The sequence below is a fragment of the Serratia sp. P2ACOL2 genome (assembly GCF_003691565.1).
Taxonomy (GTDB): domain Bacteria; phylum Pseudomonadota; class Gammaproteobacteria; order Enterobacterales; family Enterobacteriaceae; genus Serratia; species Serratia liquefaciens.
Map to the genome: position 1 here is coordinate 2,277,144 of NZ_CP033162.1, position 21,801 is coordinate 2,298,944.

17 protein-coding genes and 1 other RNA gene are annotated in these 21,801 nt (G+C 55.3%); 7 read left to right on the plus strand and 11 right to left on the minus strand.

From position 1 onward, the window contains the following. Positions 1-134 precede the first annotated feature (134 nt). From EBA31_RS11250 to EBA31_RS11265, 4 genes are all read left to right on the plus strand, one after another. Positions 135-599 (plus strand): NlpC/P60 family protein, encoded by a 465-nt coding sequence (locus EBA31_RS11250; RefSeq protein ID WP_041414519.1) that lies wholly within the window; start codon positions 135-137, stop codon positions 597-599. 57 nt (positions 600-656) lie between these two features. Further along, complete coding sequence (locus EBA31_RS11255; protein WP_122079077.1) at positions 657-1,670, plus strand: lipoate--protein ligase A; 1,014 nt, start codon at positions 657-659, stop codon at positions 1,668-1,670. A gap of 551 nt (positions 1,671-2,221) precedes the next feature. Continuing rightward, a complete protein-coding gene (locus EBA31_RS11260) occupies positions 2,222-2,959 on the plus strand; it encodes an EAL domain-containing protein (RefSeq protein WP_122079080.1) in 738 nt (245 codons plus the stop codon). Between the two features lie 246 nt (positions 2,960-3,205). Beyond that, on the plus strand, positions 3,206-4,648 hold the full coding sequence (locus EBA31_RS11265) for a protein adenylyltransferase SelO (protein ID WP_122079083.1): 1,443 nt from the start codon (positions 3,206-3,208) through the stop codon (positions 4,646-4,648). A gap of 55 nt (positions 4,649-4,703) precedes the next feature. Here the strand turns inward: EBA31_RS11265 and EBA31_RS11270 are convergent, their stop codons facing one another. The 9 genes from EBA31_RS11270 to EBA31_RS11310 form a co-directional block, all read right to left on the minus strand. Continuing rightward, positions 4,704-5,489 (minus strand): heme ABC transporter ATP-binding protein, encoded by a 786-nt coding sequence (locus EBA31_RS11270; RefSeq protein WP_122079085.1) that lies wholly within the window; start codon positions 5,487-5,489, stop codon positions 4,704-4,706. Next, positions 5,482-6,486, minus strand: a complete 1,005-nt coding sequence (locus tag EBA31_RS11275) for an iron ABC transporter permease (RefSeq protein WP_122079087.1) — start codon at positions 6,484-6,486, stop codon at positions 5,482-5,484. The genes EBA31_RS11270 and EBA31_RS11275 overlap by 8 nt, the downstream gene beginning before the upstream one ends. Then, positions 6,486-7,316, minus strand: a complete 831-nt coding sequence (locus tag EBA31_RS11280) for a hemin ABC transporter substrate-binding protein (protein WP_046373706.1) — start codon at positions 7,314-7,316, stop codon at positions 6,486-6,488. Before EBA31_RS11280 ends, EBA31_RS11275 begins: the two co-directional genes overlap by 1 nt. After that, the gene (locus EBA31_RS11285) at positions 7,313-8,347 is read right to left on the minus strand and encodes a hemin-degrading factor (RefSeq protein ID WP_122079089.1); all 1,035 of its coding nucleotides are present in this window, start codon (positions 8,345-8,347) and stop codon (positions 7,313-7,315) included. The genes EBA31_RS11280 and EBA31_RS11285 overlap by 4 nt, the downstream gene beginning before the upstream one ends. Positions 8,348-8,410: 63 nt before the next feature. Next, positions 8,411-10,492 carry a TonB-dependent hemoglobin/transferrin/lactoferrin family receptor gene (locus tag EBA31_RS11290; RefSeq protein WP_122079093.1) on the minus strand — a complete coding sequence of 694 codons (2,082 nt, stop codon included), beginning with the start codon at positions 10,490-10,492 and terminating at the stop codon, positions 8,411-8,413. 92 nt (positions 10,493-10,584) lie between these two features. Continuing rightward, entirely contained in the window at positions 10,585-10,776 is a 192-nt protein-coding gene (gene hemP / locus EBA31_RS11295; protein ID WP_170868563.1) for a hemin uptake protein HemP, read from the minus strand. A 162-nt stretch (positions 10,777-10,938) separates the two neighbouring features. Continuing rightward, entirely contained in the window at positions 10,939-11,424 is a 486-nt protein-coding gene (locus EBA31_RS11300; protein ID WP_122079096.1) for a glutathione peroxidase, read from the minus strand. A gap of 103 nt (positions 11,425-11,527) precedes the next feature. After that, positions 11,528-12,574 carry a 3-deoxy-7-phosphoheptulonate synthase gene (locus tag EBA31_RS11305; protein WP_046373703.1) on the minus strand — a complete coding sequence of 349 codons (1,047 nt, stop codon included), beginning with the start codon at positions 12,572-12,574 and terminating at the stop codon, positions 11,528-11,530. A 194-nt stretch (positions 12,575-12,768) separates the two neighbouring features. Then, positions 12,769-13,590: a pyruvate, water dikinase regulatory protein gene (locus EBA31_RS11310; RefSeq protein ID WP_017892646.1), complete on the minus strand. Its 822-nt coding sequence runs from the start codon at positions 13,588-13,590 to the stop codon at positions 12,769-12,771. A 531-nt stretch (positions 13,591-14,121) separates the two neighbouring features. Here EBA31_RS11310 and ppsA point away from each other — a divergent pair. Next, positions 14,122-16,500: a phosphoenolpyruvate synthase gene (ppsA, locus tag EBA31_RS11320; protein ID WP_122079099.1), complete on the plus strand. Its 2,379-nt coding sequence runs from the start codon at positions 14,122-14,124 to the stop codon at positions 16,498-16,500. A gap of 112 nt (positions 16,501-16,612) precedes the next feature. On the opposite strand, the gene rprA is transcribed toward ppsA, so the two are convergent. Then, an RNA gene (gene rprA, locus EBA31_RS11325) (antisense sRNA RprA) lies at positions 16,613-16,723 on the minus strand. A 260-nt stretch (positions 16,724-16,983) separates the two neighbouring features. Further along, on the minus strand, positions 16,984-18,084 hold the full coding sequence (gene ydiK / locus EBA31_RS11330; RefSeq protein WP_020826650.1) for an AI-2E family transporter YdiK: 1,101 nt from the start codon (positions 18,082-18,084) through the stop codon (positions 16,984-16,986). A gap of 243 nt (positions 18,085-18,327) precedes the next feature. On the opposite strand from ydiK, the gene EBA31_RS11335 reads away from it, so the two are divergent. Next, on the plus strand, positions 18,328-21,384 hold the full coding sequence (locus EBA31_RS11335; protein WP_122079101.1) for an FAD-binding and (Fe-S)-binding domain-containing protein: 3,057 nt from the start codon (positions 18,328-18,330) through the stop codon (positions 21,382-21,384). Then, positions 21,381-21,797, plus strand: a complete 417-nt coding sequence (gene menI, locus EBA31_RS11340) for a 1,4-dihydroxy-2-naphthoyl-CoA hydrolase (protein ID WP_122079104.1) — start codon at positions 21,381-21,383, stop codon at positions 21,795-21,797. The genes EBA31_RS11335 and menI overlap by 4 nt, the downstream gene beginning before the upstream one ends. Positions 21,798-21,801 lie beyond the last annotated feature (4 nt).

The following is a 21,801-nucleotide window of genomic DNA, read 5'->3' on the forward strand; positions in this document are numbered from 1 at the left end:
CTTGCCTTTTTCCCCGGCAGGGGGATAAATTAGCCCCAAATAGCGCTTTCCTTACGTGGTGCCGGCTTTGCCTCGCAGGCGGTATGCTTTTACCGGACGGCATGATGCGGCAACGTGTTCAATGAAGGGATATTATGCGGATGCGTATTTGGTTTTTATTAGCCAGTTTAATTCTTGCCGGTTGTAGCAGTCATGCACCGCCGCCCAGCGGTCGGCTGGCGGACTCTATCGTGGTGGTGGCTCAGTTGAATGAGCAACTGCGTCAATGGTACGGCGCACCTTATCGTTACGGTGGGGTCGATCGCGGCGGCGTTGACTGTTCCGGTTTCGTTTATCGCACCTTCCGCGACCGTTTCGATATGCAACTACCTCGTTCGACGGTGGAACAAACCTCGTTGGGAACCAAAGTCTCGCGTGATGAGCTGATGCCGGGCGATCTGGTGTTTTTCAAAACCGGCGGCGGTGAGAACGGTTTGCACGTTGGCATTTATGATACCAACGATCAGTTTATTCATGCCTCCACCAGCCGTGGCGTAATGCGATCCTCGCTGGACAATGTATATTGGAAAAAAGCCTACTGGCAGGCGCGGCGCATTTAATCTTAAGCTGTTGATTTGGTGTATCATGGCGGCATCACGTGCTTAGCGGGGACCGCCATGAATAACTTACGCTTACTGATTTCCGATTCTTACGACCCCTGGTTCAATCTGGCCGTGGAAGAGTGCATCTTCCGCGAAATGACCACGCAGAAAATCCTGTTCTTATGGCGCAATGCCGAAACGGTGGTCATAGGCCAGTCACAAAACCCATGGAAAGAGTGCAACACCCGGCGAATGGAGCAGGACGGCATTCGCCTGGCGCGTCGTAGCAGCGGCGGTGGAGCGGTATTCCACGATCTGGGTAACACCTGTTTTACCTTTATGGCGGGCAAACCGGGTTACGACAAAACTCTTTCCACCGGTATCATTCTGCAGGCGTTGGCCCAGTTGGGTATTTCTGCCACGGCATCGGGCCGCAATGATCTGGTGATCGAAACGCCGGAAGGCGTGCGTAAAATCTCCGGCTCGGCCTATCGGGAAACCCAGGATCGCGGGTTCCACCATGGCACCTTATTACTGAATGCCGATCTTAACCGTCTGGCGGATTATCTTAATCCGGATCCCAAAAAGCTGCAGGCCAAGGGCATCACCTCGGTACGCTCCCGGGTGGCCAACCTGGTGGAATTTAAACCTGACATCAGCCACCAGCAGGTCTGCGATGCGGTGACTCAGGCATTCTTTGACTACTATGGCGAGACCGCTACGGCGGAAATCATCTCACCGGATGTCTATCCCGACCTGCCGGATTTCGCCGCGCAGTTTGCCAAACAGAGCAGTTGGGAATGGAATTTCGGCAAGGCGCCGGCATTTAGCCATTTACTGAACGAACGCTTTGTCTGGGGTGGGGTGGATATCTTCTTTGACGTAGAAAAGGGGCAGATCTGCCGGGCGCAGATTTTTACCGACAGCCTGAGTCCGGCACCGCTGCAGCGTTTGGCAGAGATGCTGGTGGGTTGCGCTTACCGCAGTGAAGCCTTGGCTGAGTGCTGCGACAAACTGATTGCTCAGTTCCCGGAGCAGGCTACCGAGTTAGCCGAGCTGCGGCAATGGCTGGTCGAAACGATCAAATAACAACCACGCTTTAAATATCAAGGGATGACGGTGTCATCCTTTTTTTATGCCGCAAGTTTGCGCCGCTTTATTGTTTTTATCGGCTTTCTGCTGCCGAAAGCCACCTCAATAGTGGGTAGCATGAATTTCCAATAAAGCAAGGTGGGCATTTTTTTGCTGTTTCAATGCAAAGAATAACGTACGGAATTGATGCGTTATTAAATTTAATCAGTTTGCGGCGCGCTTGCGCTTGTGCAGATTTCATGCTTAATTGATATTTAGATATGTTTAAGAATTTCTTTAATGAAAACAATAGCGATAAGCCAAATTTTCAGTGTGACTATATTACTTAACCTAAATATGGCTTAAATTTAGTGGGGTTTCGCCAACTCTGTCTTAAGCCAAATTGTTTTTGATACCGTGCCAAGTGGACGCAACATAGCTTTAATCTATCAATTAAATGATAAGTTATCACTAATTGCATTGATATTTCCGATTAATCTCAGAGGGATTGATCGATAAAATATATTGATATACGATGAGATGCTCGCCATTCAGCCTGTGGCATTGAAATGAAAATACAATTCGAAGCTGACTTTATTAGTAGCTATGTTTTTCAACCTGTTTACTCAATGGAGGGCAGGCTGTTAGCGGTAGAAATTTTGAACCGCTTTAATAGTCTGGACGGTGATTTGGCTATGCCGGCTGACATTGGGATTAATTTACTGACCGCTGAGCAAAAGATTGAGTTATTTAATGAGCAATTGAAACTGGCAGAACAGAATGCCGCCTGGTTTGTCGAAAACGACGTTTTGTTGACGCTTAATATTGAAGAAACCCTGGTCGATTTGATTCTCGCTGACGGCCAACTCTGTGACCGTATCAGGCAATGGCCATTTATTGCTTTCGAAATCAGTGAGGGTTTTCCGAATCTTTCGGCCGGCAAAAACAATCCAAAGATCCTCCGGCTGAGCGAATTGTTTTCGCTGTGGTTGGATGATTTCGGCTCCGGCCAGGCGACCCTGACCGCCTTGTATGATGGGTTGTTCGACTACGTCAAGATCGACAAGCGTTTTTACTGGCAGTTGTTTACCCATCAGGGATATGACGTGGTCATTGACTCGTTATTAAAGAATATCAATCTACTGTGTAAGGGGGTAATCGTCGGAGGAATAGAGAAAAGGGAATATTTTAATAAGCTCAGACACGCCGGGGTTTTTGGCCTGCAAGGTTTTTTATGGCCCAGCGTTGGTGTGGACAATCTGGCAGCGTTACGGGTAACACCCGATGAGTTCAATAACAATAATTGAGAGTACAACACACAACGGAGCCAATAATGGACTGGATGATGTCAGATGTGATTCCGGCGCTGTTATTCATTATGATTTTCTCGCCGATCGGGTATTTTCCCGCTCAGCGTAAAAAGGCATTCAAACCGTATCGGCATAAACGCTGATCCCCGCATCTGCCCAGGTATCAGGCAGATGCGTTCTCCCTGCATTTCCTCTGTGTTAATCGCCCCGTTCAAGCTCTACACTAGGTGCAACGGAGGGCCTATGCCGCAGTTTGAAAACGCTTACCAACATCAGTTAGCCGGTTTTTATACCGAATTGAATCCCACTCCGCTGAAAGGCGCTCGTTTGCTGTATCACAGCGAACCGCTGGCACGCGAACTGGGGCTGGACGAAAGCTGGTTTACCCAGGACAAAACCCCGATTTGGGCGGGTGAGAAACTGTTGCCGGGCACGCGACCGCTGGCGCAGGTTTACAGTGGCCATCAGTTCGGCGTTTGGGCCGGGCAGTTGGGGGATGGCCGGGGCATTTTGCTGGGTGAACAACGCCTGGCGGATGGCCGCAGCATGGACTGGCACCTGAAAGGGGCGGGATTGACGCCTTATTCACGCATGGGCGACGGGCGTGCGGTACTGCGTTCGGCGATCCGTGAGTTCCTCGCCTCCGAGGCACTGCACCATCTGGGCATTCCAACCACCCGTGCGCTGACCATTGTGACCAGTGAGGAGCCGGTTTACCGTGAGCAACCTGAGCGTGGAGCGATGTTGCTACGCGTGGCGGAAAGCCACGTGCGTTTCGGCCACTTTGAGCATTTTTATTACCGCAAGCAGCCGGAACAGGTGCAGCAGCTGGCCGATTTTGTCATTGCCCGTCACTGGCCGCAGTTGCAAGATCAGGCGGAGGGTTACTTACTGTGGTTTACCGACGTGGTTGAGCGCACTGCGCGGCTCATCGCCCATTGGCAGACCGTCGGTTTCGCTCACGGCGTAATGAACACCGATAACATGTCGATTCTGGGTCTTACCATCGACTATGGCCCTTATGGCTTCCTCGACGACTACAAGCCCGACTATATTTGCAACCACTCTGATCATCAGGGGCGCTATGCCTTCGATAATCAACCGGCGGTGGCGCTGTGGAACCTCCATCGGCTGGCACAGACCCTGTCCGGGCTGATGAGTACGGAACAGCTGCAGCAGGCGCTGGCGGCCTATGAACCGGCCCTGATGCGCGCTTACGGGGAACAGATGCGCGCCAAGCTCGGCTTCTTCACCCAATCGCAGCAGGATAACGATTTGCTCACCGGGTTGCTGAGCCTGATGGCGCAAGAAGGCCGGGACTATAGCCGAACTTTCCGCTTGTTAAGTCATACCGAACAGCAACAGGCGCAGTCGCCGCTGCGTGATGAATTTATCGATCGCGCTGCGTTCGACGGTTGGTACCAACAATACCGCCAGCGCTTGCAGCAAGAACAGGTGAGCGACGCTGAGCGTCAACAGGCGATGAAGGCGGTGAATCCGAAGCTGATCCTGCGCAACTATCTGGCGCAGCAGGCGATTGAAAGTGCCGAACGGGATGATGTCAGCAAACTGGCGCGCCTGCATCAGGCCTTGTTGACGCCGTTTGCTGACGCGCCGGAATATGACGATCTCGCCGCATTGCCGCCGGATTGGGGCAAGCATCTGGAGATATCCTGCTCGAGTTAGAGGCACGGAAATGAAAGGATGACGGGCGCGGCGGGTACCGCGCCCGGTACTGCCACTACTGGCGTAAATACACCTGCGGTAACGCCACTTCCGGGTGATGTACTACCCCCAAATCTGCCTGATACCAGCGGGTGAGTATTTCCGCCTGCAACACCTCCTGCGGCGTACCCGAGGCGACCAATTGCCCCTGATGCAGCAATAAAATGCGGTCGGCATACAGCGCGGCCAGGTTGAGGTCATGCAGCACGCAGCACACCGCGATCGGCTGTTGGCGCGTAAGCGTGCGCAGCAACCTCAGCGTATGTTGCTGGTGGTAGAGATCCAGTGCCGAAGTCGGTTCGTCAAGGAACAGCCAGGACGGGGTGGGCTGTGGTTGCCAAAGTTGTGCCAGCACGCGGGCCAACTGTACCCGTTGCTGCTCGCCGCCGGAAAGCTGGCGATAATCGCGTTGGGCCAGTTCAAGGCAGTCGGTTTGCGCCATCACCTGTTGCACCGCGTGCCGTGCATCGCGTTTGCCATGCGGCGCGCGTCCCATGCTGACCACTTCCTCCACGGTAAAAGGAAAGGCCAAATCACTGTGCTGGCGCATCACCGCGCGTACCTTCGCCAGCTGCTGCGGTTGCCACTGTTCTAACGGTCGTCCCAGCAGCTGACATTCGCCGCAACCCGGAGCCAGATAGCCGGTTAACAAGCGCAACAACGTAGACTTACCTGCGCCGTTTGGCCCGATTATTGCCACCATTTCGCCGCTGGCGATACTGAGCGAAACGTCGTTTATCAGCCGACGTGAACCCAGGCTGTAACGCAATTGCTGCACCGTCAGGCTTGAGGAGTTATCCACCCACACGCTCCCGCTGGCGCATCACCAGCCATAAGAAGTAAGGCCCGCCGATCAGGCTGGTCATCAACCCGACCGGCATTTCCGCCGGTGCTACCAGGGTGCGTGCCAGCGTATCGCTGACCAACAGCAGGCAGGCACCGCCCAACGCGGAGCAGGGCAACAGCCAGCGGTGGTCGCCGCCGAGGCGCATGCGTACCAGGTGCGGCACCACCAGACCGATAAAGCCAATCACGCCGCTCATCGCCACCGAAGCGCCAATCAACAAGGCGCTAAGCAACAGCAGTTGCAGCTTGGCGCGCTGGACGTTGACCCCGAGGTAATGTGCTTCTTCATCCCCCAGTTGCAACAGATTCAGGCGACGCGCCTGTAACAGGGTCAGTAAGGTGGTCGGCAGGATCAGGGAAGCGCACACCACCAGCGTCGGCCATTGCGACTGGCTAAGGCTGCCCATCATCCACAGCGAGAACTGACGCAGCTGTTGGTCGTTGCTGAGGTAAGACAGCACGCCAATCGCCGCCATGCACAGGGCGTTGATGGCAATCCCCGCCAGCAGCAGGCGCGACAGGCTGCCGTGGCCGCTGCGGCTGATACCGTAGATCAACAGCGACACCAGCATGCTGCCGAGGAACGCCGCCAGCATATGGCCATACAGGGCAATCACCGGAGGCAACGCCAGAGGCATCACGATAATCAGCGCGACAAACAGCGCGCCGCCGCTGCTGATGCCCAGCAGGCTCGGGTCAGCCAGCGGGTTGCGAAACAACCCTTGCATGACGGCACCAGATACCGCTAATGCACAGCCGATCACCACCGCCAGCAGTACGCGCGGCAGACGGATATTTAACCAGATATGCCAGGCGGTGTCGCTGAACGGCTGTTGCCACAGAGTGCGAAACGACAGGGGCAATGCCCCCATATTGGCGGCACCCAGCGCCAGCAGCGCCAGTAACACCAGCAGGCCGGCAATCGCCACGCGTGGGGAAGTGCGACTGCGCATTACTTTTGCTCCGCCGCGTGGCGTAGTTTGGCCAACGCCGCCGGCGTTTCCAGCCCAAAGCCCAGCAGCGCCATATCGTCAACCACCAGCACGCGGTGGTTTTTCCCCGCTGGCGTGAGTGCGACGCCCGGCAAGTTCCACAATTGTTGTTGGCCACCGAGCGTTTTTATGCCGTCAGTGGTGACCAACAGCAGATCGGGCGCGCTGGCGATCACGCCTTCCTGCGACAGGGGACGATAGCGACTGAATCCCTGCATCGCATTCTTCAAACCGGCTGCCGTGATGACCGCGTCGGCGGCGGTGTGTTGCCCGGCGGCCATCGGCGTAATCCCCCCGTGGCTCATGACGAACAGGACCTTGACCGGCAGAGCATCGGTTTTCACCGCCGCCAGCTGTTGCTGATACCGTTGGCTCAGCTTTTTGCCTTGCTCGGTACGCTGCAACGCATTGGCGATCACCTCGATTTTCTCCGGCACGCTTTGCAACGTGGTATCGCCCGGAATGCGTACGATCTTAACGCCGCTTTCTTCCAGCTGTTTGAGCACCAGCGCCGGTTCGGCCAGTTCGGTCGTCAGCACCAGCGAAGGTTTCAACGCCAGAATACCTTCGGCATTAAGCTGACGCATGTAGCCGACATCCGGCAGCTTTTTGACGGCTTCCGGTTGCAGACTGGTACTGTCGCGCGCAATCACCTCATCGCCCGCGCCGAGTGCGAAGGCAATTTCGGTGACGTCACCGCCTATCGAGACAATACGTTCCGCCGCCGCAGCGGAGAAGGGTAACGCCAGCGCAATGCACAACGCCAGGCGACGGGTCAATGAGGGTTTCATGCGGCAATGTCCTTGGGTTCAAGCGCGGCAACCTGCTCACGCCACTGGGTTTGTTCCGGCTGGCCTTCGGTACGCTGGCCGTAAAGCTGGGCGATTTGCGTGCCGTCCGCGGCAAACAGCTCCAGGCTGGTGACAAAGCCGTCTTTGGTTGGCTTGCGGGTGATCCAGCTTTCGGCAATTGCGTCTTCGATCAGGTGCAGGGTGAAACGACGGTTAAACACGTTAATCCAGCCTTCCTGCGGCATCAGACGCTCGATCTGACCGGTGAAGATCTGCACGCAGCCGCGGTTGCCGACAAAAATCATGATTTCGTTTTGCAGATCCAACGCTGCGTTGAGCAACTGGGACAGGGCGCTGTTATCCACCCGGTAGGCCAAATCGTTGCCGACGGCCTTGAAGGCCTGCTGACGCGTCAGCTTATTGCGGCTTAACAACTGGAAGAACTGGTGAACATCGGTCATTTCACGCCATTCGCGGTCGATCTTTTCGTTGTCCGGTGCGGCGTTACTGACGGTGGCGTCCGGGGCTTTCAGTGCCAACGCCGGGTTTTCTGCACTCAGGTGGCGTTCCACCAGCGCCATCCAGGCGGCCAGGTCGGTTTCGTCGGTGGTGTACACCTTATGCAACGCATCACCCTGATGATCGAAGAACTGAATGCTGTGACGCACACCGCGCTTGTTGGTTTCGCTCATGGCGAAGGCGCTGGCCCACTGATTGAGGAACAGCCGCAAATCCAATTCGCGTGGGTTGAGGATCAGCCCCGCGTGGCCGTTCAGATGCTGGTTGAGGTAGCGCCCCATCTGCTCGTGCACCGCGTAGCTGTTACGGGTGATGGATTTGGTGACGCCAACCTGCTCCAGCTCGGTCAGCAGGGTGCGGGCATCGGCCTGCAGACGACGAGTATCCTGACCGACGCGAGCATGGGTCAGTTCTGCTTCGCTAACGCTAAGCAGCTCGGCCAGATCGCGCGCGTATTTGCCTGGGTTATCAATTTTTGCCTGCTGGTAGCGTTGGTAGAGGGTATTGCTCATTGATAGTTCTCCTGTGAGAGGTGCAATCGGCGGGCATTCGGGTTGCCCGCCGGATTCAAAACGTTACCACTGATAGCTGACCAACAGTTTGGCGTTGCGGCCATCCTGCGGAATGCCCTGCGGCGAGTAGTATTCTTTGTCGAAGGCGTTGCCCAGCACCACGGTGGTGGTAACGCCCTGCAGACGATCGCGGCCTTTATAGCTCAGGTAGAAATCATTGACGCCGTAGCCGCCTTGCTCTGGCGTGCCAGTTTCTACACGGCTGGCGCGTTGGGCCAACGTCGCAACCCACCCGGTAGAGAGACCGGTTTCACCCAGCGGGATATCCAGCGTGCTGGTAACGGTGTCTGGATTGATGCTGTTTAACCATTCGCCGCTGGTTTCATTTTTTCCACGTGTTCGGTTGTATGCCAAATCCCAGCCAAAAATTGGCGTTTTATAGCTCAACATGGCATCCCAACCCCAGATCTTCGCACGATCGATATTGGTCGAGAAAGTGGTGCAACTGATGCAATAAGGGCCACGGGGACCACGTCCCAACTCCATGGTGACGTCGGTAGTGATGTAGTCTCGGGCTTTGGTGTCGAAGTAACTGGCTTTGAATTGCAGACTATCGTCAGCTAAGAGCAGATCGTCAAAGCGCAGCCCGAAACCATACTCTTGGGTGGCATTAGTTTCCGGTTTCAGATTCGGATTAGGTACCCAATTGTTGGTGATGGTGGTAGGTCCCATGGGAATAGAGAAATGTTTAGAGTCGTTATACATTTCACCCATGGTCGGCGCACGAAATGCCTGCGAGTAAGAACCGAACAACATCAGCCAATCGGTTGGCGTAATGCTGATAGCGCCACGAGATGACCACTTGTCAGCATCCACATCCGCATAGCCGTCGCTTGAGCCTTTGTAGTTATCGTAACGAGTCCCGGCAAGCAGGGTCACCGGCAGGTCTCGCAGGGTAATTTCATCTTGTAACCAACCGGAAGCAAAGTTGATTTTCGCTTGGGGGAAGCTCTCTGTTGCACCGCCCGGCGTTTGTTCCTGCTTGTAAGCTTCACTGCCATAGGTAAACAGATGAGAAGCGAAGGTGTCAGCAAACAGGCGGGTGCGGTTTTCCAGTTTCGCGCCACGGGTAGTTTGTTTACGCGCCTCGTCTTCGTTGCCATGAGTGTGGGCGTTGATCTCCACTTCGGAATAATAGACTTTGGCTACGGCGTCGAGCCAATCCTGACCCACCGGTTTAAGTTTGTAGCTGAGTTGACCGTCACGCTGGATGCTTGAACGATCGGTCATCAGGTTACCGCTGCTGCTGGCGGACTCCTGCGGGTTTTTCGGTTCCTGCGCCCGATTGTTGTAGTAGCGCAGGTCACCACTTAATGATTGATTTTCATCAATCTTCCAGGTGCCTTTGGCCAGCACATTGCTGATGGTCTCGTCGTTGGGCGCGTCAAAACCGTTGCCCTGACGCAAATCCCCAACGTCGCGAGTGCCGAATGACAGCAGGCCGTCGAGGTTGTCGGTCTTGCCATAGGCGCTGGCGCCCATACCCAGGCTGTGATCGCCACTGCCCGCGGTGCCGTAAACCCGGAACCCGGTGTCATGACCTGGCAGCAGCAGATCGGCGGCATCCACGGTTTCATAAGCAATTACGCCGCCCAGTGCGCCACTGCCGTAAAGCAGGGCCGAAGGGCCGCGTACCACTTCAATGCGTTTTACCAGTGCCGGATCCAGGAAGGTGGCGCCAAGATGACCGGTATCGGTGCCTTGACGGATACCGTCTACCAGCGTCAGTACGCCGTTTTTACCGTAGCCGCGCATGAAAACATCTTGGCCATTGGTACGGCCGGTGCCATTGACGGTTATGCCCGGCACGCGGCGCAGCATGTCGGCGGCGCTGGTGGCGGTCTGGCTTTCAGGGCTATTGCCTTCGATCACGGTGACCATCATCGGCGCTTCAAAACTGCTGCGTGCATTGCCGGTGGCGGCAACGGTCAGGGTTTCGTCGCTGGCTTTACTCGTTTTAGCCGACACATCGCTGGAAGAAGAAGCCGTGTGGTTGGTTTGTGCAAAAGTCACCGTCGGCAGAGCGCAGGCAATCGCCAGACTCAATGCGGATAAACGCAGCCGGGTGTAAGGGATCAGAGGCATGTCGCAACTCTCCGTATGTTTTTAACATATCAATAGATTTGCTGGCTGCCTGGATCAATATCGATCGGGGTGGCTGGCGTGAGGGATGGGTGTTATTTGGTCAGGATCAATTTCCCGGCTTTGGTCTGCCGCAGCTGGTAGCGCTGGCCCTGATGGATGATGATCGCCACGCCCTCGGCGTCGAGCAGCTGAGCGCTGTCGTAGCAGGGAGGCGAGGTCAGGCCACTCACCGCGGGGCTTACGGTTTTGGCAGGTAAGTCGTGATTGTGATTATCCATCGTCATGTGTTTATAAAACAGACCGTTAAATAGCAATTAATATCAAAGTGAGAATCATTATCATGTGAACGAAAGGTTACATCAAGGAAAATTTTCTTACCGATGGAACCTTTTTGTAGGAAGGGAAGGTGAGAGGGGCTGAAGGGGCTCAGCCCGTCTAAAACAAGGTTATTTCAGCAGGGTTTCAATGCGGTCGAACAGGCGCTCGGGTTTGGTGATCGGTGCGAAGCGTTTCACCCGTTGACCGTCGGCGGTCAGCAGGAATTTGGTGAAGTTCCATTTGATTCGCTGGCTGCCTAATACGCCCGGAGCAAGGCGTTTCAATTCATTGAACAGCGGATGCGCCCCAGGACCGTTGACCTCAATCTTGCTGAACAGCGGGAAGCTGACGCCGTAGTTCAGAGTGCAGAAGTTGGCGATCTCCAGGGGATTACCGGGCTCTTGGGAACCGAACTGATTGCAGGGAAAGCCCAGCACCATCAGCCCCCGTTCGCGGTAATACTGCCACAGGTTTTCCAGCCCACGGTATTGCGGCGTAAAACCGCATTTACTGGCGGTGTTAACCACCAGATAGGCTCGGGCGGGGAAATCCCCCAGCGTTTTGTGTTCCCCTTGCAGGGTGACGCAGGGGATGGATAACAGTGAGTGGATCATGTCGAGGTTCCAAATCCTTTCCAGGGAGACTGCGAGAGTTGCTAACAGTATAGATGAGCGGATGACAGGGGAAAAAGCCGGGACGGGCGCCCCGGCTTTGGCATCAGAAGCGGGTATCTACCGCATCGGCCAGCATGGCCAGCAGCTGTTCGCTGTCGGCCCAGCTCAGGCAAGGATCGGTAATTGACTGACCGTAGGTGAGCGGTTGACCGGCCACGATTTTCTGGGTGCCTTCCACCAGGAAGCTTTCCGCCATCACGCCGGTCACGGCAGCAGAACCGGCACGGATTTGCTGGCAAACATTTTCTGCTACTTCCAACTGGCGGCGATGCAGTTTCTGGCAGTTGCCGTGGCTGAAGTCGATCACCAGGTGTTCCGGCAGGTCGAATTCACGCAGGCTGTCGCAAGCGGCAACGATATCGGTAGCATGGTAGTTCGGGGTTTTGCCACCGCGCATGATGATATGACCGTAAGGATTGCCGCTGGTCTGATAGATAGTCATCTGGCCGTGTTTGTCCGGGGACAGGAACATGTGCCCGGCGCGCGCCGCACGAATGGCGTCAATGGCGATGCGGGTATTGCCGTCGGTACCGTTTTTGAAGCCCACCGGGCAGGAGAGCGCCGAGGCCATCTCACGGTGGATCTGGCTTTCGGTGGTCCGTGCGCCAATCGCGCCCCAACTGATCAGGTCGGCGATATATTGACCGACCACCATATCGAGGAATTCGGTAGCGGTAGGCAGGCCGAGCTGGTTCACTTCCAGCAGCAGCCGACGCGCCATTTCGATCCCACGATTCACCTGGAAGCTGCCATCCAGCGCCGGATCGGAGATCAGGCCTTTCCAGCCCACCACGGTACGCGGTTTTTCAAAATAGGTGCGCATCACGATTTCCAGGCGATCCTGGTAACGTATGCGCAGTTGGTTCAGGCGGCCGGCATAGTCTACGGCGGCGTCGAGATCGTGTATCGAGCATGGGCCGATAACCACCAGCAGGCGGCGATCTTCACCGGTCAGGATTTTTTCAATGCGTTGCCGGGAGGCCGTCACGTTATCCGCGATTTCCGCCGAGATCGGCAACTTCTCCGCCAGTTCTTGCGGCGTGACAAGGCTGTCGATGCGCGCGGTCCGCAGTTCATCTGTTTTGTGCATGATTTTCTCTAAAGACTTTTCTTCGCTGCGGCAGGAGTGCCGGGAAGTGATGGCGATCACAATAACGTAAAAACCGATGAATTCAACCGGAGAAACTGTGTTCTGTTGATCAGAATCGCTAAAAAAAGCACAAAAAACGTCGCCAATGAAGAAATAAGCAGCACGCGGTAGGGGACCGGCCCACCGCGTGAAAACTAGAACATGCGGCGGCTCATGCCCAGAATGTCCAGAATTTTGGTCGAGATCTCCTCTACCGAATAATTGGTGGTATTGAGATAACGGATCTGGTTTTTACGGAACAGCGCTTCCACCTCGGCAAGCTCCATTCGACACTGGCGAATAGAGGCATAACGGCTGTTTTCGCGCCGTTCTTCACGGATAGCGGCTAAACGCTCCGGATCGATAGTCAGGCCGAAAAGCTTGTGCTGAAACGGCTTCAGCGCGGCGGGAAGGTGTAAATTGTCCATATCATCGGCGGTAAACGGGTAGTTGGCGGCGCGGATACCGAACTGCATCGCCAGGTACAGGCTGGTGGGGGTTTTGCCACAGCGTGAAACCCCGAGCAAAATCACCTGGGCCTGGTCGAGATTGCGCAGCGAAATGCCGTCATCATGGGCTAACGTGTAGTCAATAGCCGCGATACGGGCATCATATTTACCGAGGTTGCTGGCCGTCAGGCCGTGGGTACGATTAGGGACCGGGGTGGGCTCCACCTCTAACTCGCCCTGCAGCGGGCCGACCAGTGCTTGCACAATATCCTGACAAAACCCTTCGCTCTGGGTGATGACTTTGCGCACTTCCGGCGAAATGATCGAGTAAAACACCAAGGGCCGCACGCCGGTATCTCGATAGATATCATTAATCTGCTGACAGACTCCACGGGCGCGCGCCTCGGTTTCGACAAAGGGCAGCGTAAAGGTTGTGGCCTTCACCGGAAATTGAGACAGCACGGCGTGGCCCAAAACCTCGGCGGTGATCGCCGTACCATCCGAAATATAAAAAACGCTTCTTTCCACCCGAGGCTCCTTACCTGAACGGTGATGCAGTTATCGCATCTGCTTGCTCTTATCATGGGCTTGAGATGATCGAGCGGTAAAGGGGCGGGCAAAAAAAATGTGATAGTGAGGGCAGAGTCGTCGATTAATTTCGCCGATCAAGGAATAAGCTTTCGTCGGAGCGTTATTGATTGAAACGCTATTTTAAATTTTATGAAAAGCAGGGATTTCTTTTTCTTGAGGAATGGTTCCACAGAACGATGTTATTTTCACCAAAGTCATTAGTGATAATATGGTTTTTAAAAATCAAGTTTAAAAATTACTTAATTTGTTGAGATTTAAGCTATTAGTGCGACAGGGAACGATTCCATCCTCATTTTTCATTTCAGGAAGTTTTCCTAAAATCCATTTTCTTCGCCGGGTTGATCGATTCACCTTTCCATTTCCTATGGATCATTGTGCTAGTCTGATTCGGCACCGTTTTAGCGGCGCTGAGAAAGCAAGCGAATTAAATCCGTCTATACCCTACTGATAGCAATAAGGATTGTCTCGATGTCCAACAATGGCCCAGACTTGCGTAATGTGCTTTGGTACAACCAGCTCGGCATGCACGACGTTGACCGTGTCGGCGGCAAAAATGCCTCCCTCGGTGAAATGATCACCAATCTTTCCGATTTGGGCGTAGCCGTGCCAAACGGTTTTGCCACCACCGCGCAGGCGTTTAACGATTTCCTCGAGCAAAGCGGTGTTAACCAGCGCATCTATCAGTTACTGGATCAAACTGACGTTGACGACATTGCCCAACTGACCAAGGCCGGCGCGCAAATCCGTCAATGGATCATCGACACGCCGTTCCATGCAGAGTTCGAGCGCGAAATAAACCTGGCTTACCAGCAACTGGCCGACGGCGAGCCGGAAGCCTCTTTTGCCGTGCGTTCTTCCGCCACCGCAGAAGACATGCCGGACGCTTCCTTTGCCGGGCAGCAGGAAACCTTCCTCAACGTGCAGGGCATCGACGCCGTAATGGTGGCGATCAAGCACGTATATGCCTCATTGTTTAACGACCGTGCCATCTCTTACCGCGTGCATCAGGGTTACGATCACCGCGGCGTGGCCTTATCGGCCGGCGTGCAGCGCATGGTACGTTCTGACCTGGCGTCTTCCGGCGTGATGTTCACCATCGATACCGAATCCGGTTTTGACCAGGTGGTGTTTATCACTTCCGCCTTCGGCCTGGGTGAAATGGTAGTGCAGGGCGCGGTAAACCCTGACGAATTCTACGTGCATAAACCGACGCTGCTGAAAGGCAAGCCGGCTATCGTGCGTCGTAACCTCGGGTCGAAGAAAATCCGCATGGTGTACGCACCTTCGCAGGATCACGGCAAGCAGGTACAAATTGAAGACGTGCCAGAGCAGCAACGCAATCGTTTCTCTCTGACCGACGAAGAAGTACAGGGCCTGGCGCATCAGGCACTGCTGATCGAAAAACACTACGGTCGTCCGATGGATATCGAGTGGGCCAAAGACGGCCATACCGGCAAGCTGCTGATTGTTCAGGCCCGTCCGGAAACCGTGCGTTCCAACGAACAGACGATGGAGCGTTACCAGCTTAACGGCAGCAGCCCGGTGCTGGTGGAAGGGCGCGCCATCGGCCACCGCATTGGCGCAGGCCCGGTAAAAGTCATCCATAATATCAGCGAAATGGACCTGATCGAGCCAGGCGACGTGCTGGTGACGGACATGACCGACCCGGACTGGGAACCGATCATGAAAAAGACCGCGGCAATCGTCACCAACCGTGGCGGCCGTACCTGCCACGCGGCGATCATCGCGCGCGAGCTCGGCATTCCTGCCGTGGTCGGTTGCGGTAACGCTACCGATCTGCTGAATGCCGGCCAGAAGGTCACCGTCTCTTGTGCGGAAGGCGATACCGGCTTTGTGTACAGCGATATGCTCGACTTCAGCGTGCAGAGTTCCGAAGTGACCGAGCTGCCGTCACTGCCGCTGAAAATCATGATGAACGTCGGTAACCCCGACCGCGCCTTTGACTTTGCGCGCTTGCCGAACGAAGGCGTGGGCCTGGCCCGGCTGGAATTTATCATCAACCGCATGATTGGCGTACACCCGAGGGCGTTGCTGGAGTTTGATCAACAGACTCCAGAACTGCAGCAGGAAATCAAGGCGCTGATGCAAGGCTACGACCACCCGGTCGAGTTCTATGTGGGCCGCCTGACTGAAGGGATTGCCACGCTGGGGGCGGCATTCTGGCCGAAGCGGGTGATTGTGCGCCTGTCTGACTTCAAATCCAATGAATATGCCAACCTCGTGGGCGGTGAGAAATACGAGCCGCATGAAGAGAACCCGATGTTGGGCTTCCGTGGCGCCGGCCGTTACGTCGCCGACAGCTTCCGCGATTGCTTCGCGATGGAATGCGACGCGGTAAAACGCGTGCGTAATGAAATGGGCCTGACCAACGTCGAAATCATGGTGCCTTTCGTGCGTACCGTAGCGCAGGCGGAAGCGGTGGTCGCCGAATTGGCGCGTCAGGGTCTGAAGCGTGGCGAAAACGGCCTGAAAGTGATTATGATGTGCGAAATTCCGTCCAATGCCCTGTTGGCCGATCAGTTCCTGGAACACTTCGATGGCTTCTCTATCGGCTCCAACGACATGACCCAGCTGACGCTGGGGCTGGATCGCGATTCGGGCGTGGTGTCTGAACTGTTTGACGAGCGTAACGAGGCGGTTAAAGCGCTGCTGTCGATGGCGATTCAAGCGGCTAAACGCCATGGCAAATACGTCGGTATTTGCGGGCAGGGCCCTTCCGATCATGAGGACTTCGCCGAGTGGTTGATGGAGCAGGGCATTGACAGCCTGTCGCTCAACCCGGATACCGTGGTGCAAACCTGGGTCAATCTGTCGAAGAAAAAGTAATTCTGCGACATAAGATTCCGCATTAACTCTAAAGCCGTAGCTCAGGTTACGGCTTTATTATTTCTGAATGTAAATAGAATGGATTTCGGCATTAATCTTGGCCAAAAAAAGAATAAAAAAAAGCCCATCATAGGAGACGGGCAAAGACTACACACAGCAATTCACATGTATGGCATTACATTGTTAGGAAATCTTGCTTTAAATCAGATGTTTGAAGCAATAGATGGCAATAATACTAGATATTTAAACGAAATTAGTCATTAAGAATCATCCTAATCAAGATCCAGGTTCCCATTTATTTTAAACCTTGCTCAATTTTATCTTCAGGCTAAAAAGATGTATTCATGCGGTATGTTTAATTAATGCACGCTAGCCCGGCATTGAGGGGGACTTTATTAATTATCGCTGCGACGGATTGAAGTAAATGAGAATGGGTGTGGATAAAGAAAGGATACTGCCCGGGGAGCCGGGCAGAGATCCGGATTACATCTGTTCCAGGTCTTTGGCGACTTCTTCCAGATCGGTTGTCGGTTCCGGTGCTTCGTTCATCCAGGCGGTGAGCAAGCGATAAGACACCGCCAGCACCACAGGGCCGATAAACAGGCCAATCATGCCGAAAGCCAATAGGCCGCCGATAACACCGGACAAGATCAGCAGCATCGGCAGATCGGCACCCATGCGGATCAGCACCGGCCTCAATACGTTATCCAGCGTAGCCACCACGCAGCTCCAGACCAGCAGCACGGTGCCCCAGGTGGTGTCACCGCTCCAGTACAGCCAGATAATGGCTGGCACCAGCACCAACAGCGGCCCCAGTTGCGCGACACAGCAGATAAAGATCAGCACCGTCAGCAGGGTGGCGGCTGGAATGCCAGTCACCGCCAGGCCAATACCGCCCAATACCGATTGTACCAGCGCCGTCACCACCACGCCCAAAGCCACCGCACGGATTGCCTGACCACCCAGCACGACGGCAGCATCGCCTCGTTCGGCGCCAAGACGCGTTGCGAAGTGGCGAATGCCCAGGGCAACCTGCTCACCACGGGCATAGAGCAATACGCTAAACAAAAGCATCAGCGTGCAATGTAACAACAGGCGACCAATATGCGCCGCCTGCGCCACAAACCAGGTGGCGGTTTGGCCGAAGTAGGGTTGCACTTTCGCCACCAGGGCGGTGCCGCCGGCACTCACCAGCGTATGGTAGCTGTTATATATCTTATCGCCGATCATCGGGATCGATTGCAGCCACGCCAGATCGGGAATATGCAGCTTGCCGGGGGTACTGGCCCAGGCAACCACGGGCGCGCTGTTGTCTACTACGCTGCTGACCAGCAGAGAAATCGGCAGGATGAACAGCAGGATCAACAGCAACGTCATGACCAACACGGCCAGCGAGCGGCGGCCCCAAAGTATTTTTTGTAGCTTGATCAGCAGCGGCCAGGTGGCGATAACCACCATGCCGGCCCAGGCGAAGCCGAGAATGAACGGTTGAATGACCCAAAAACAGGCGACGATCATAATGGCGATAAACAGCACGCCAAAAATAATCCGTGGCAAATCGTATCGGGACTGGGGGATTGTCATGAATGGGTTCTCATCCTGGTAAGTTAATTCCTTTGTTTAGATTAAGCATGGTGCATTTTCTTCACTTTTCATCATGCGCCGCACCTTTTATCGCGCGTCGTCTGACGACCTAATAATGTGCATGCCTTCACTAAACGAGTATGTTAGTTTTTATGCCTAATCAAAAGTAGGGTGGGTCTGAATAAAGGCCTGATTCAGCGTGCATAAGCGCATAAAAAATAGACAGACAGGGTCAAAAAGCGAATGATCCCACAGATTTCTCAGGCACCCGGCCTCGTTCAACGGGTGCTCGACTTTTTGGAAGCCTTAAAGCAAAACGGATTCAATGGCGATATCGCCACCAGCTACGCCGACCGGCTGACGATGGCGACCGACAACAGTATCTATCAGTTGCTGCCCGACGCGGTAGTGTTTCCCCGCTCCACCGCAGACGTGGCGCTGATTGCACGCCTGGCGGCTGAAGAGCGTTTCAGCGCGCTGACCTTTAGCCCTCGCGGCGGCGGAACCGGCACCAACGGACAGTCGCTTAACAGCGGCATCGTGGTGGACATGTCGCGCCACATGAACCGTATTCTGGACATCAACGTCGAGCAGGGGTGGGTCAAGGTGGAGGCTGGGGTGATCAAAGACCAGCTTAACCAGTACCTGCGGCCCTTGGGTTATTTTTTCTCGCCGGAGCTTTCCACCAGTAACCGCGCCACGCTGGGCGGCATGATCAATACCGACGCTTCCGGCCAGGGGTCGCTGGTGTACGGTAAAACCTCCGATCACGTACTGGGCCTGCGGGCGGTTTTGCTGGGCGGCGACATGATCGACACTCGCGCCATGCCGACGCCACTGGCGGAAACGATTGCCTGTGAGGAAACCCTTGAGGGGCAGATTTACCGAACGGTACTCAAGAGTTGCCGTGACCAACGCGCGCTGATCCTGGAGAAATTCCCCAAGCTAAACCGCTTCCTGACCGGCTACGATCTGCGACACGTATTTAGCGACGATCTGCAAACCTTCGATTTGACGCGTATTCTGACCGGTGCCGAGGGGACGTTGGCCTTTATTACCGAAGCGCGGTTGGACATTACGCCGCTGCCGAAGGTTCGTCGTCTGGTGAACGTTAAATACGACTCCTTTGATTCCGCGCTGCGTAATGCGCCCTTTATGGTTGAAGCCAAGGCGTTGTCGGTAGAAACCATCGATTCCAAGGTGTTGAACCTGGCGCGTGAGGATATCGTCTGGCATTCGGTGAGCGAACTGATCACCAACGTGCCGGATAAAGAGATGCTGGGCCTGAACATCGTCGAATTTGCCGGTGACGACCAGGTCCTGATCGACCAGCAGATGGAAAGCCTGTGCCTGCGATTGGACGAGCTGATCTCCGAGAGGCAGGGCGGCGTGATTGGCTATCAGATCTGTGGTGATTTGGTGGGCATCGAGCGCATTTATAACATGCGCAAAAAGGCGGTCGGGTTATTGGGTAACGCCAAAGGGCGGGCCAAACCGATTCCCTTTGCCGAAGACACCTGCGTGCCGCCTCAGCATCTGGCCGATTACATCGTCGAATTCCGTCAGTTGCTGGACAGCCACAACCTCAGCTACGGCATGTTCGGTCACGTCGATGCCGGCGTGCTGCATGTGCGTCCCGCGCTGGACATGTGCGATCCCCAGCAGGAAGTGCTGATGAAACAGCTCTCCGATCGGGTGGTGGCACTGACCGCCAAATACGGCGGCTTGCTGTGGGGTGAACACGGTAAAGGTTTCCGTGCCGAATACAGCCCGGAGTTTTTCGGCGAGCAGCTGTATCTGGAACTGCGTCGCATCAAAGCCGCATTCGATCCGAACAACCGCCTCAACCCCGGCAAAATTTGCTCGCCGCTGGGCGTCGATGCGCCAATGATGAAAGTGGACGCCGTCAAGCGCGGTACCCTCGATCGCCGCATTCCTGTCGAGGTACGTACTTCATTCCGGGGGGCGATGGAATGTAACGGCAACGGTCTGTGCTTCAACTTTGACGTGCGTAGCCCGATGTGCCCGTCGATGAAAATCACCGGCAATCGCATCCATTCGCCAAAAGGCCGGGCCGCGCTGGTGCGTGAATGGCTGCGTCTGCTGTCCGAGCAGGGCGTCGATCCCGTGGCGTTGGAAAAACAGCTGCCACAGCAGCGGCTCAGTTTCCGAACGCTGATCGAGAAAACCCGTAACAGCTGGTACGCCGGCAAAGGCGAATATGATTTCTCGCATGAGGTGAAAGAGGCGATGTCCGGCTGTCTGGCCTGCAAAGCCTGTTCTACCCAATGCCCGATCAAGATTGACGTGCCGGGCTTCCGTTCGCGTTTCCTGCAGCTTTACCACACGCGTTATCTGCGGCCGGCGCGTGACTATATGGTTGCCGGGGTAGAGAGCTATACGCCGCTGATGGCGAAAGCGCCCAAGGTGTTCAACTTCTTCTTCCGTCAGCCCTGGGTGCGTGAGCTAAGCCGCAATACTGTCGGCATGGTTGATTTGCCGATGCTCTCCAGCCCGACGCTGCGTCAACAGCTTTCCGGCCATGGTGCTACGACCATGACGCTGGAACAGCTTGAAGCGCTGAATGCTGAACAACGCGAGCAGCACGTTTTGATCGTGCAGGATCCCTTCACCAGCTATTACGATGCCAAAGTGGTGGCGGACTTTGTACGGCTGGTGGAAAAGCTCGGCTACCGGCCGGTGCTGCTGCCGTTTTCTCCGAATGGCAAGGCGCAACATATCAAAGGATTCCTGACGCGCTTTGCTCGTACTGCGCGCAAAACCGCCGATTTCCTCAATCGGGTGGCAAAACTCGGTATGCCGCTGGTGGGGGTCGATCCGGCGCTGGTGCTGTGTTATCGCGATGAATATAACGAGATCCTGGGGGAAACCCGTGGGGACTTCCAGGTGCAACTGGTGCACGAATGGTTGCAGCAACTGCTGGCCGAGCGGGCTGAACAGCCTGCGACCGGTGAGGCCTGGTATCTGTTCGGTCACTGTACTGAAACCACGGCCTTACCAGCCAGCGGTCAGCACTGGACGTCGATCTTTGCTCGCTTCGGCGCCAGGCTGGAAAATGTCAGCGTAGGCTGCTGCGGCATGGCGGGTACTTACGGGCATGAAGTGAAGAACCTGCAGAATTCGCTCGGCATTTATGAGCTATCATGGCACCAGGCATTGCAACGTTTGCCGCGGCAACGTTGTCTGGCGACCGGTTACTCCTGTCGCAGCCAGGTCAAACGCATTGAGGGTAACGGTGTACGGCACCCATTACAGGCACTTCTGGAGATGATTGAGTGAAACTGTGGAAACGAGAAACGACGCTGGAACAATTAAACCAGGCTGGTGAAGGCTGTATGGTCAGCCATGTGGGGATCCAGTTTACCCGAATGGAAGAGGATTACCTTGAGGCTACCATGCCTGTGGACCACCGTACGCGGCAGCCGTTTGGTTTGTTGCACGGTGGGGCCTCGGTGGTGCTGGCGGAGTCAATGGGATCGATGGCTGGTTACCTGTGCAGCGAGAGCGATCAGAAAGTAGTAGGGTTGGAGATCAATGCCAACCACCTGCGAGCGGTGTTTGAAGGCCAGGTACGCGGGGTTTGTCGCGCACTGCATGTTGGTCGTCGGCATCAGGTGTGGCAGATTGAAATCTTCGATTCGCGCGACCGCCTTTGCTGCACTTCGCGTTTAACTACCGCAGTGATCGATTAAGTTT